This window comes from Xenorhabdus lircayensis (assembly GCF_016306625.1).
Taxonomy (GTDB): Bacteria; Pseudomonadota; Gammaproteobacteria; order Enterobacterales; family Enterobacteriaceae; genus Xenorhabdus; species Xenorhabdus lircayensis.
Window position 1 is genome coordinate 115003 of the sequence record NZ_JACOII010000040.1, and the last position, 12850, is coordinate 127852.

General features: G+C 43.3%; 11 protein-coding genes and 2 pseudogenes. 9 read left to right on the forward strand and 4 right to left on the reverse strand.

Going from position 1 to position 12850, the window contains the following annotated elements; genetic code table 11:
* The first annotated feature begins 161 nt into the window (after positions 1–161).
* The 3 genes from speA to H8A87_RS12225 all read left to right on the forward strand — a co-directional run bounded on the left by speA (position 162) and on the right by H8A87_RS12225 (position 4006).
* Positions 162–2066, forward strand: a complete 1905-nt coding sequence (speA, locus tag H8A87_RS12215; protein WP_232370206.1) for a biosynthetic arginine decarboxylase — start codon at positions 162–164, stop codon at positions 2064–2066.
* A gap of 78 nt (positions 2067–2144) precedes the next feature.
* Positions 2145–3071 (forward strand): agmatinase, encoded by a 927-nt coding sequence (gene speB / locus H8A87_RS12220; protein WP_198690228.1) that lies wholly within the window; start codon positions 2145–2147, stop codon positions 3069–3071.
* Positions 3072–3760: 689 nt separating this feature from the next.
* On the forward strand, positions 3761–4006 hold the full coding sequence (locus H8A87_RS12225; protein WP_198690229.1) for a hypothetical protein: 246 nt from the start codon (positions 3761–3763) through the stop codon (positions 4004–4006).
* A gap of 105 nt (positions 4007–4111) precedes the next feature.
* Here the strand turns inward: H8A87_RS12225 and H8A87_RS12230 are convergent, their stop codons facing one another.
* The gene (locus H8A87_RS12230; RefSeq protein WP_198690230.1) at positions 4112–4414 is read right to left on the reverse strand and encodes a hypothetical protein; all 303 of its coding nucleotides are present in this window, start codon (positions 4412–4414) and stop codon (positions 4112–4114) included.
* Between the two features lie 49 nt (positions 4415–4463).
* Positions 4464–5207 (reverse strand): 4'-phosphopantetheinyl transferase family protein, encoded by a 744-nt coding sequence (locus H8A87_RS12235; RefSeq protein WP_232370207.1) that lies wholly within the window; start codon positions 5205–5207, stop codon positions 4464–4466.
* A 117-nt stretch (positions 5208–5324) separates the two neighbouring features.
* Here H8A87_RS12235 and galE point away from each other — a divergent pair, with 117 nt between their 5' ends.
* From galE to H8A87_RS12255, 4 genes and pseudogenes are all read left to right on the forward strand, one after another.
* A complete protein-coding gene (gene galE / locus H8A87_RS12240; protein WP_198690231.1) occupies positions 5325–6344 on the forward strand; it encodes a UDP-glucose 4-epimerase GalE in 1020 nt (339 codons plus the stop codon).
* A gap of 52 nt (positions 6345–6396) precedes the next feature.
* Positions 6397–6792: pseudogene (locus H8A87_RS12245) on the forward strand (hypothetical protein); the annotation flags it as partial.
* 3 nt (positions 6793–6795) lie between these two features.
* Positions 6796–7090: pseudogene (locus tag H8A87_RS12250) on the forward strand (galactokinase); the annotation flags it as partial.
* A gap of 165 nt (positions 7091–7255) precedes the next feature.
* Positions 7256–7957, forward strand: a complete 702-nt coding sequence (locus H8A87_RS12255) for an O-methyltransferase (protein ID WP_332460363.1) — start codon at positions 7256–7258, stop codon at positions 7955–7957.
* A 129-nt stretch (positions 7958–8086) separates the two neighbouring features.
* Here H8A87_RS12255 and H8A87_RS12260 read toward each other — a convergent pair whose 3' ends face one another.
* Positions 8087–8569 (reverse strand): membrane-associated Zn-dependent protease 1, encoded by a 483-nt coding sequence (locus H8A87_RS12260; RefSeq protein ID WP_198690234.1) that lies wholly within the window; start codon positions 8567–8569, stop codon positions 8087–8089.
* A 100-nt stretch (positions 8570–8669) separates the two neighbouring features.
* Positions 8670–9602, reverse strand: a complete 933-nt coding sequence (locus H8A87_RS12265) for a lipase family protein (RefSeq protein ID WP_232370208.1) — start codon at positions 9600–9602, stop codon at positions 8670–8672.
* A 261-nt stretch (positions 9603–9863) separates the two neighbouring features.
* On the opposite strand from H8A87_RS12265, the gene H8A87_RS12270 reads away from it, so the two are divergent.
* Both H8A87_RS12270 and H8A87_RS12275 read left to right on the forward strand, forming a co-directional pair.
* Positions 9864–11234, forward strand: coding sequence for a pyridoxal-phosphate dependent enzyme (locus H8A87_RS12270; protein WP_198690235.1), 1371 nt, complete (start codon positions 9864–9866; stop codon positions 11232–11234).
* A gap of 20 nt (positions 11235–11254) precedes the next feature.
* The gene (locus H8A87_RS12275) at positions 11255–12424 is read left to right on the forward strand and encodes a trans-sulfuration enzyme family protein (RefSeq protein ID WP_198690236.1); all 1170 of its coding nucleotides are present in this window, start codon (positions 11255–11257) and stop codon (positions 12422–12424) included.
* Positions 12425–12850: the final 426 nt, after the last annotated feature.

Consider the following 12850-nt stretch of genomic DNA (forward strand, 5'->3'; position numbering starts at 1 on the left):
AGTAAGTATATTGTTTAGTTCTCTCTAAACGTTCCTATAATTTAAGAGCATGCTGTTCCCTGACATTTTTTAATGCGCAAGATACGCACGATAAAATAGTGTCTCTTGGGTTATTGACTTTACAGGTGAAGGCAAACCTCGACTCCATGAAGGAGACTGCCATGAATGATAATATCGCTCGTAAAATGCGACAGACTTACAACATCGCATACTGGGGTGGCAACTATTACTATGTCAATGACCTAGGTAATGTCAGTGTTTGTCCAAATCCTGATTTACCGGAAGCTCAAGTTGAACTCGCCGATCTGGTGAAAAAAGTTCAGGAAGAGAAAAAACAATTGCGTTTACCGGCATTGTTTTGTTTCCCCCAGATTTTGCAACATCGCCTGCGTTCCATTAATGCGGCATTTAAGCGCGCGCGCGAATCTTATGGCTATAAAGGGGATTACTTTCTGGTTTATCCAATCAAGGTCAATCAGCAACGTCGTGTTATTGAAACACTGGCAAACGCTGATGAGCCGATTGGATTGGAAGCAGGTTCTAAAGCGGAATTAATGGCAGTATTGGCCCATGCTGGCATGACAGGTACTGTGATTGTCTGTAATGGTTACAAAGATCGTGAATATATCCGTCTGGCACTGATCGGTGAAAAGCTGGGACACAAGGTGTATCTGGTTATCGAGAAGATGTCTGAAATTGAGATGGTGCTGGAAGAAGCCAAGCGCCTCAATGTGATCCCGCGTTTGGGAGTGCGGGCACGTCTGGCGTCTCAAGGCTCAGGCAAATGGCAGGCCAGTGGTGGTGAAAAATCTAAATTTGGCCTGGCTGCGGCACAAGTATTGCAATTGATTGAAACTCTGCGTTCTGTGGGCCGGTTGGATAGTTTGCAACTGCTGCATTTCCATTTGGGTTCCCAATTGGCGAATATTCGAGATGTGGCAACCGGCGTGCGTGAGTCTGCCCGTTTTTATGTTGAGTTGTCTAAACTGGGCGTCAACATTCAGTGTTTTGACGTTGGTGGTGGTTTGGGTGTCGATTATGAAGGTACACGTTCCCAGTCAGAATGCTCGGTTAACTACGGTTTGAATGAATACGCGAATAACGTCATTTGGGGCATTGGTGATGCGTGTGAAGAGCACGGCTTGCCTCATCCAACCGTGATTACTGAATCCGGTCGCGCATTGACTGCCCACCATACGGTCTTGATCTCCAATGTGATTGGAGTAGAACGTAACGAATTTACTGAAACAACGCCGCCGGCTGAAGATGCTACACGTCCCCTGGCCAGCTTGTGGGAAACATGGTTGGAGATGCAGTCTGACGGTAGCCGTCGTTCCCTGCGTGAATGTCTGCATGATAGCCAGTTTGATCTTCATGATGTTCACACCCAATATGCCCACGGCATGTTGGATCTGTCAGAGCGTGCATGGGCAGAAGAATTGTACTTAAATATCTGCCGCCACATTCAGCAGGATCTTGATCCAAGCAGCCGTGCTCATCGCCCTATTATTGATGAATTACAGGAACGGATGGCGGATAAATTCTACGTGAATTTCTCGTTGTTCCAGTCGATGCCAGATGCGTGGGGGATTGATCAGCTATTCCCTGTTCTGCCGATTGAAGGGCTAGATAAGCCGCTGGATCGTCGTGCCGTTCTGTTGGATATTACTTGCGACTCTGACGGTACCATTGACCATTATATTGATGGAGATGGTGTGGCGACAACGATGCCAATGCCAGCTTATGATCCAGATTGCCCACCATTGATCGGCTTCTTTATGGTAGGGGCGTATCAGGAAATTCTAGGCAACATGCATAACCTATTTGGTGATACGGCCGCCATTGATGTTTATGTTTCAGAAAATGGTGAAGTGACTTATCAGCAGAGCGAAGAGGGAGATTCTGTCGCCAATATGCTCCAATATGTCAAATTGGAGCCTCAGGTATTGCTGACTCGTTTCCGTGATCAAGTGAAATCGGCTGATCTGGATGAAAATTTGCAGGAACAATTCCTGCAAGAGTTTGAAAGTGGCTTATATGGCTACACCTATTTGGAAGATGAGTAATCTTCTGGCGTAAACAAGGCCTGTGCCACTGTTACTTTTACTCTCAACCAGTGAGCACGGGACTTTCGAGGATATATCATGAGTATTAGCTCCTTAGGGAACCAAATTGATAATTCTTTGGTTTCAAATGCCTTCGGTTTCCTGCGTTTTCCGTTGAACTTTCAACCCTATTCCAGTGATGCAGAATGGGTGATTACCGGAGTACCTTTCGATATGGCAACATCGGGGCGCGCGGGTAGCCGCCATGGGCCAGCCGCCATCCGTCAGGTATCGACTAATCTGGCGTGGGAAAGCAGTCGTTGGCCATGGAACTTTAGCTTGCGCAAGCGCCTGAATGTGGTGGATTGTGGTGATCTGGTATTTAACTTCGGTGATGCCCAGGATATGAGTGATAAGTTGCAGGCACATGCTGAAAAGGTGCTGGCATCGGGTAAGCGTATGTTATCTTTCGGTGGTGATCATTTTGTTACTTTGCCACTGTTGCGCGCCCATGCGAAACATTTCGGCAAAATGGCGCTGATCCATTTTGATGCCCATACGGATACCTATCCAAATGGCAGTAAATTTGATCATGGTACGATGTTTTATCATGCGCCAAATGAAGGGCTGATAGACCCTCATCATTCAGTACAAATTGGCATCCGTACTGAGCATGATACTGATAACGGATTCACAGTGCTGGATGCGGGTCAGGTTAATGATCGCGGGGTTGATGACATTATTGAGCAGATCAAAACTGTGGTTGGTGATTTGCCGATTTACCTGACATTTGACATTGATTGCCTTGATCCGGCATTCGCACCGGGTACGGGGACGCCAGTGATTGGTGGACTGACATCAGATCGCGCATTGAAAATCGTGCGAGGCTTGCAACCGCTGAATATCGTCGGAATGGACGTGGTGGAAGTGGCTCCGGCTTATGACCAATCTGAGATTACGGCTTTGGCCGCTGCCACCATTGGATTGGAGCTGCTGTATTTGCAGGCGTCAAAGAAAGATGTTTAATGCGTTAAGTGGGTAGATTGTTTTTATCTATTGATAAACTGTTTTTAAAGGCTCATCGTAAAGGTGAGCCTTTATTATTTATTTTTGTGATTATACTGAAAATGAAATATAGGAAAGTTCGGTGATACTTCCGAAATGTAAACAAACAAATAAAAAATAAATAAATTTTTTTATTCAATAAAATCAATGTAATTTTAAAAAGAAACTTCGCATAAGTTGAAAGCTGAAACTATATAAAAATAAGACAAGATCTGAGGTTATTGTCCAATTGTTAACTGACTTATATAGGTGCATATGCTCTATTTTTTTCAAAAAATAACATTGTTTTCTATTAAGTGAACCCTGAGTAAAAAATTAATTTCAATATCGGTGAAGATAAATTCAATGCTGTGTTTGAAGATTTAGACTACTAAGGAAAACGAAATGAAACTAAAAAAATTTAGCATGATAACTAGCACTATGATTGGAATGAGTGTATTTACCTCACAGGCTGACACCCAAAACTCCTCTATGGAGGATAATATTCAAATGTTGCTCTATTAGTGTGTATAAGACTATTAACTTAACGTTTTCTGGTAATAGTAACTCAAATAATACTGAATTAAACATGGGGGGAGATGCGAAAAATGTGAATCCAAGACACATGTGAATATCCAGTCAATGTAAATGTATCATTAACTTCTGGTGGTTTGATAGGCAAGCTAGTTGGAAATAAGATAGAATTAAATTTATCAACTGATAAAAAAGGCGTGGATTCTTTGTTAACGCTTGGAGGGAAGGATATTATTTTATTTGATAATAAAGGCAAGCCCGCATTAAGAGTTGGTCTTGAAGGTAGGGTATTAACTTTAACAAATACATTAAGAAAAACAGTGAATAATGTGACGACTGGCGAATATTTAGCGAATGCAATATTAACGATATCGTTAGATTAAGTGTGCTAATCAAAAATGAAGTGATTTAAACAATGGGGAATAAAACCACCATTTTATTTTTGTTTATGGTGGTTTCACTATGGTTTTTATCAATCTGTCTTATGCTTAACGTGGAAGAACATTGGGAACTTGACGATTTTGGATCTCGTATTCATAGACAAGATCGGTGATAAGATCAGCGAATTTTGCAGCAGCATGCTCGGTATTTTCAGCATATGAATATAATTCATCAGTAAGTGCTATTCGAACATTCAGATCTTCATCATTTTCCACAGGTGCAATACATACTGAGCACAAAATCGCCAGAGGGCTGAGTTGATCGGATATTGACTGCACTATTTGTGGTAAATTTTTGATGAGTCCATCAATCCCTTCATAAGCAATGAATGATGTTTTTTCATGATTCACCTTTTTGACCGTTTTAATTTAGGTTCCTCCTTTTTGCGAGCGAAGCATATCACCCGACAATATACGTCAGCACCTGCTGCTGCGGCATTAGGGCAAAGTTTCCGTGAAAATGCGAGCCAGCTCGATACTCATCAGATAATGTTTGCAGGAGTTTGATGCTCACGGTGTGATCACTACAATCAATTGACGTAATTTCAGCGGCATGAAAATCAAAAAAGCGTTTTACATGGGGATGAAGTGCTTTAAACAGGCTCTCCTTGATGGAGAATGCAAGGGTGAAGGCCTGTTCGAAAGGTAATGTGCACTCCTTCAGTAATGCCGCTTCGGTATGATTGATGACGCTGGTTGAAACGCTTTCGATGGTATCTGATTTAATTTCCTGTTCGATATCCACGCCGATCATCCGGTACTTATCGTCAAAAGCCGCAAACGCAATGGCACAGTTGGCTGAATGGGAGATAGAACCACAAATATTGTCAGGCCAGATTGGAGAACGATCTTGGGCATTCGTTACCTGAAAATCAGGATAATCCAAGTTATTTAAAACTTGTTGAGTGCAGTAGCGAGCTGCCAGATACTCCGCCCGTCGTTTATTGACCGCGTTTTGTAATCTGGTCGGATAGGTAATGCCACATTCATCAAATAATGTATCCCGATAGTAAGCCTGATTAAAATAAGCCTGCGTGATTTGAATATCGGGATGTTCGGGTAGTGCACCCCTTTGTATATTCGTGAAAAAGGGATCATTCATCGTAGTGGCTTGGACAGAGGTAAAAGTGATTGTTTTCATCATCGGGTTTTATTATTGGCAGTGATTATTACCTGATTTTGCCATATTTTAGTTTTAGTTCACTAACGCTCTAACTCTTTTTATACTCTTAGTTGATATCATTTTTAAAAAGAGGTTAATGTGGAAATATTAGTGACAGGTGGAATGGGATATATCGGTAGCCATACTTGTGTCCAAATGCTTGAAGCAGGAATGACGCCGATCATCATTGATAACCTGTGCAATGCCAATCGTGAAGTGCTGGCTCGCATCGAGGTATTGACGGGTGTACAGCCACTGTTTTACGAAGGGGATATTCGTGATGAATCATTCCTTGATGCCATTTTCTCTCGTCATCAAATTCAGTCGGTCATTCATTTCGCTGGCTTGAAAGCGGTTGGGGAGTCTGTTGCCAAACCTATCGAATATTATGACAACAATGTCAATGGGACGCTGGTGCTGGTACGCAGCATGCATAAAGCGGGTGTAAAAAGTATTATTTTCAGTTCATCCGCGACGGTATATGGTGATCCAGATGCCGTGCCGATTACCGAACAATCCACGGTGGGCAATACGACTAATCCTTATGGCACCAGCAAGTATATGGTGGAGCGCTGCTTGTCTGACCTTCATCACGCAGAAAATGATTGGTCTGTGGTGTTGTTACGTTACTTTAATCCGGTTGGGGCGCATTCTTCGGGCACGATGGGGGAAGATCCACAGGGCATTCCCAATAACTTGATGCCTTATATTGCCCAAGTGGCGGTAGGCCGTCGGGAAAAACTGTCTGTTTATGGCAATGATTATCAGACCTCCGATGGTACGGGAGTTCGCGATTATATCCATGTCATGGATTTGGCCGACGGGCATATCGCTGCATTGAATGCCGTTGGCGAAAAATCGGGCCTGCATATTTACAATTTGGGTACTGGAAAAGGCTCCAGCGTACTGGAAATGGTGGCAGCCTTCAGTAACGCATGTGGCAAGCCGATTCCTTATGAAATTTGTCCCCGTCGTCCGGGAGACATTGCCGAATGTTGGTCAAGCCCAGAGAAAGCTGAACGTGAATTGGGCTGGAAGGCAAGTCGTACCATCGTGGAAATGACCGCAGATGCGTGGTGCTGGCAGTCTCAGAATCCCAATGGTTATAACGTAAAATAACAAGCAGTTTCTAGTATTCTGTTGGTTTGGTGAAGACAGAGAGAATCCAATTATGCCCAAGATGCAATTCAGTCCTGTTGATTGTCCACACAGGCGATATAACCCTTTGACTGGTAAATGGATTCTTGTTTCACCACACCGTGCTAAACGGCCGTGGAGTGGAATTGATGAAAAGCCACTCCACGCAGCGTTGCTGAATTACGATGAACACTGCTTTGATATCCCTTCTGCTGATCATCCGCTGTTTAAAACTGAGCCAGTAGGTGGCGTTTGTCGGGTACTCTGTTTTTCCCCAGATCACAGCAAAACGTTGCCGGAGCTTCCATTGGCGAATATCCGCCACGTCATTGATACGTGGAACGCGCAGATTGAACACTGGCAGTTACACGCACTGTTTTATCCGCCGTTATTGCGTTCAGCCACTGTCCGTAAGTTTATGGTGGGTTATTAAATGTTGGCGAAATCCCATATTTCCATGCGTGATGATTTCGGAATTACCGTCAGTGAAATTGATGTGCTGGTGGAGATTGTGAAAAACGTTATGGGTGATCGCGGAGGTGTTCGCATGACCGGTGGCGGTTTTGGGGGTTGTGTGGTGGCATTGGTTACTCCTGATTTGGTGGAAAGTGTGAAAAAGGTGCTCGAACATGAATACGAAACCAAAACTGGTGCTAAAAGCAACTGTCTATATTTGTCAGGCGACAACAGGCGCCAGCCAACTTGATGACAGGGCTGGGGCGTTGTAGTTGCATGCTGATAACTTTTTAATTTTAAATGGATTTAATATTGCACCCTATATGATCTTGTGTGTATTGTATGCTCTCTTTGGGGGAGTGATTTTATCCCTTTCATCTTGCAAGTTTTGAAAACAGGCGTGAATACCCAGCCTTAACAATGAGAGGAGTATGATCGTGAGTTTCAATCCGCAGCAAGCAGCTTTTCAGCAACAGTGGACAGACGTTGATAACTATCTCAAGAAAAAGTTATTACATAAAGTTCCACATCTTGAACAGACAATTGAGTACAACGCCAGTCAAGGATTGCCGGCCATTGATGTTTCTCCGCTTCAAGGGCAGTTCTTGATGATGATGGCGCAGATAAGTGGCGCAAAACGCATTCTTGAAATTGGTACATTGGGTGGCTATAGCAGCCAATGTATGGCAAAGGTATTGCCCGATGATGGTCTACTGATCACATTGGAAAAAGAGCCTAATATAGCCGAAGTCGCCCTGCATAATATCGAACGGGCGGGACTTGCCCACAAGGTCAAAATCATCGTGGGAGATGCCGGCAAAACTTTGCCGACTTTGAGCACGGAGCCACCTTTTGATTTGATTTTTATTGATGCTGATAAGAGCAGCAGTTCATTATATCTCGATTGGGCTATCAAATTAGGGCATCCGGGAAGTATCATCATCGTAGACAATATGATTCGTGAAGGCATGATTTTGCATGAGCAGCGGGATGAAGCTACTGAAGGAGTTCGTCAGGCACTTGAGTCAATGCTTAACCGCCCTGAAGTTACAGTAACTGCCTTGCAAACTGTGGGAGAAAAAGGTTGGGATGGATTTGTATTATTACGAATAAATACGGATAGAGAATTTACCCAATAAATTTTTAAATTGCAGGGAATAATAGGTTACAAAACGGATGGTTTATCTAGGTGCGCCTTATATCCCCGCCCTGAAGAGGGTGTCAATAAAAGATAAACCATCCGGAGATTAGTCAAATAAAGCCTAATATTATGATTTTGGTTTTTCTGCTTTATTTGCAGCCGCGGGCTTCCGTGCTGATTGGCAAGCTTTACGCTCGCTGGGTTCACGTTCTTGAATGATTTTTGCTGTTTCATCTACGGTGGGGAGAGGAAAGCCCATATCATCATAAGCACCAAAACCAATTAAACGATAACTGCTTAACGGGGTATTGACTGGGACGCGAAACTCTTTTTTTTCCCCTGGAGCCAATGGCTTAAATGAGTGTACTGCCAGTGTTCCTGGCTCACATTTAGCGTTAAGGGGCAACACAGCGAGATAACCTCCTGCCACAGGTTGATCGCCTTTATTTTGCAGTGTGCCGCCCACAAAGAATTTGCCATTGGCACCCAACCCCATGTGAAACAACAAATGTGCTTCCCCTTTTGCCCATAATGCCGGGGTGAACAGGCTACTCGCCAGTAACATTGCACTATATGTGTAACTACGTAATGTGTGACCATGCCACTTCATTTTTATGCTCCTATTTATGAGTTCCTAACATTTCCTAACCAAATAGGTATTGCAGTGGTTGGCAAAAAAATCAAGTTATCTGATTTAACTTGAACAACTATCATAGGTTTATACAAGAGCCCGCATCACCGTATTTTGCCACTCTTCTGAATACATCCGCATCTAATCTGGCAATGTAGTCTATTAAATAGTGGTCACATAACGGGTTATCCGAGATATCTATGGTAGTTTGAGATGTAAACTTTGTGATATGTTCCAGTGATGAATACTCCAAGAATTCAGGAGGCAAATTAGGTATTTCATCATTTATATAGTTGAACACCTCAAAATTGCTAAAATTCTGGGTAACGCCTCTGGAAAATGCACTGTTTCCTGGCCTTGGGCAGGCGAATAAACAGGCTGAGTGGTTGGGAGCCATAGTGCCAATTTCATACATGAGATAGGATGCAATTGCTGCGCCAAGGCTATGACCAGCTATAGTGAATTGACCATTTATGCCTATAAATTGGGTAATCGCGTTGGCGAGCTTGAGATTGCTGTAATCAAAATCATATTCAGAGTCAATGGGAATAATCAGTTTCATTGAATCGTAAACGCTAAAAAAGCCTTGGCTTACCTCCAATTCGGGATGTTTGGTCCAGGGTGATGTAGAACTAAATGAAATGTCATGTATATCTTCTTGCCAGATTGTTACATCTGTTCCTCGTATAGCAATAATATACTCGCCGGGAGAATTCCTTTTTTCTGCAACATATCCGTAACAGACATGATCCGGTAGTGTTTCCTCCCTAGAGTCTACTGAGAAAGACGTATCATTTCCTGTAATATACGCTGTAAGCTTCCAACCATCTTCTTTAATGCGTGGATCAGCTGGAGGTGTTGGATTATTGTAGTATTGCTCATTCATCTTGGCTGCATATAAAACGGATGCTGCAAGGTTGGCTGCTTCGCGGTATGTATACATAACTGCCCCTTTTTTTGTTATGTTATTTTTAATAAAATGTTTCTTTATTGTAATTTCAGTATATGTCATTTTGCCGGATTTACTGGGGGCAAGGAGATGATATGTAGGGGTGGTGATATTCTTTTGATATTACAGTGGCAATAATGTTGTTTAATCAGCGTATTACAGAATGTTGAGGGAAAATGTTTTTTCTATCAATATCGAATTAATTAATTACCTTTTGTTATATGTAGTTTTTATTTGTTCTTTCAAATCGATTGCCATGCGGCGTTATTCTCTCTCAATCTGAAAGTTTTACGTGTAAATTTTACCGACTCTCAAGAGGCTAATATGGCAGCACCACGTTCGGTTCTTGAACTGATAGGGAATACACCGTTACTCGAACTCACTCATCTGGATACTGGCCCGTGCCAGTTGTTTATTAAGTTAGAGAACCAAAATCCGGGTGGATCGATTAAAGATCGTGTTGCACTTTCAATGATTGAGCAGGCCGAAACTCAAGGATTAGTGAAGCCGGGAGGCACTATCATTGAAGCTACGGCGGGTAATACAGGTATCGGGTTGGCGTTGGTCGCTGCGATGAAAGGCTATAAACTGATTTTGGTCGTGCCTGATAAGATGAGCAGGGAGAAGATTTATCACCTGCGAGCGCTGGGAACGGATGTGCGCCTGACACGCTCTGATGTGGGGAAAGGGCATCCAGAGTATTATCAGGACTACGCACTGCGGCTATCGAAAGAAATCAGCGGAGCCTATTATATTGATCAATTCAACAACCCTGCGAATTCAGCCGCTCATATTGCCACTACAGGCCCAGAAATTTGGCAGCAGATGGAACAGAATGTGGATGCTGTGGTAGTTGGCGTTGGTTCTGGTGGTACGCTTGGTGGCTTGAGCGAGTACTTTAAGGGCGTTTCCCCTCAGACTGAGTTTGTCCTTGCCGACCCTAAAGGCTCCATTCTTGCCGATTATGTTGAGTACGGCCATTATGACGAAGCCGGCAGTTGGTTTGTGGAAGGTATCGGAGAGGATTTTGTCCCACCTCTTGGCGATTTCTCTCAAGTTCATCATGCCTATCGCATTACCGATGCAGAAGCATTTTCCAGCGCCCGGGATTTGCTACTGACAGAAGGCATTCTGGCGGGATCCTCTTCGGGAACATTGCTGGCGGCGGCACTGCGCTATTGCCGCACACAGACAACACCAAAACGCGTGGTCACGCTTGCTTGTGACAGTGGCAACAAATATCTGTCGAAGATGTTTAATGATTATTGGTTACTGGAACAAGGGCTGCGTTCACAGCCACAAGAAAACGATTTGAGTGATTACATCACTTATCGTTATCGAGACGGAGCAACGGTTTCAGTTTCACCGCAAGATACCTTGCAAATCGCTTATGGCCGTATGCGTCTATATGATATTTCACAGTTACCTGTGATCGAAAACGAGCAAGTCGTAGGTATCATTGATGAATGGGATCTCATGCATACCATTCAGGCCCATTCCCGCAATTTCTCTTTGCCTGTGACTCAGGCGATGACCAGTCAGATTCATACACTCAATAAAAAAGCACCGTTGGAGCAGCTGATTGCTACCTTTGATGCGGGTCATGTGGCTCTGGTTGTTGATGATGACAATCACTTCCTCGGCCTTGTTACTCGTACCGATGTGCTGAACGCATGGCGTCAACAACTCAATTAATCTCTTTCAGGAATAACTCAATGGCTAAGTTTGATAAAATTAAGTTTGACACAAAAAGCGTTCATGCAGGCTATGTCCCGGATCACACTGGCGCTGTAATGCCAGCAATTTATGCAACATCCACCTATGCACAGCCAGCTCCGGGTCAGCATACCGGATATGAATATTCCCGCAGTGGTAACCCAACACGTGATGCTTTGGAACGGGCTATTGCTGAACTGGAAAATGGCACCCGTGGCTATGCTTTTGGATCTGGATTGGCGGCTAGTTCTACCATTTTGGAGTTACTTGATAAAGATAGTCACATTATCGCAGTAGATGATTTGTATGGCGGAACTTATCGTTTGTTAGAAAAAGTACGTCGTCGGACGGCTGGCCTGCGAGTCACTTATGTTGAGGCCGGGGATACTGCGGCGCTGGAAGCCGCCATTCAATCTGACACTAAAATGATTTGGGTGGAAACGCCTACCAATCCATTGCTGAAATTGGCTGATTTGGCGGCTATTGCACAGATTGCCCAGCGTCATAACATTATCAGTGTTGCGGACAATACTTTCGCTTCGCCCTATATTCAGCGCCCGCTTGATTTGGGTTTTGACATCGTGGTCCACTCTGCAACTAAATACCTGAATGGTCATTCCGATGTTGTCGCTGGCCTTGCCGTGGTGGGTGACAACGCGGAGTTGGCGGAACAAGTCGGCTTCTTACAAAATTCTATTGGTGGCATTCTTGATCCATTCAGCAGTTTCCTTGTCCTGCGTGGCATTCGGACTTTAGCACTGCGCATGGAACGCCATATCGACAGTGCAGAGAAGATTGCACATTGGCTGGAACAGCAGCCCCAAATCGAGAAAGTATACTATCCTGGCCTTACATCTCATCCTCAACATGAGCTGGCAAAACGTCAGATGCGAGGTTTTGGTGGCATGATCTCTATCGTACTGAAAGGCGATGAGGAATATACGCGTCGAGTTATTAAAGAGTTGCACTTATTCACATTAGCAGAAAGTTTAGGTGGGGTGGAAAGTCTGGTGGGTCAGCCATTTAGCATGACTCATGCGTCCATTCCGCTGGAAAAACGTCTAGCCTCAGGGATTACGCCACAGTTGATTCGTATTTCCGTGGGTATTGAGAATGTGGATGATTTAATTGCTGATTTATCTCAGGCGCTTGCAAAAGCGAGCTTGTAACAGAAGATAATCCCAAAAAATACCAAGTGATATTTTTTCGCTTGGTATTTTTTATACTCTTATTAACTCACATTGATTTATTTTATCATCTGGCTACAAATGTGTTTCTTTAAAATACAGATTATCTAATTATGTAGAATAAATTATAAATCTTTATCTTGAAGTAAATACATGGATGAAGTTAAGCGTTTATCATCATTAATAGAATTATTTTGGTATGTAGATGAAATAGTGTATTGTCAGATTTTGATTTTTAAATCAGACTATTTTAATAATTGCTGATATCTTATTGAGATTAAGATATATTTGATTTCATCAAAAATGTATACCCAATAGATTTCAAGTTGCAACCGACAAAGCTGAGGTCATGTATTAAATGGTTAGTTACTGTGATATGCTTCCGGCTTTTTAAGGATGAAGCATGGT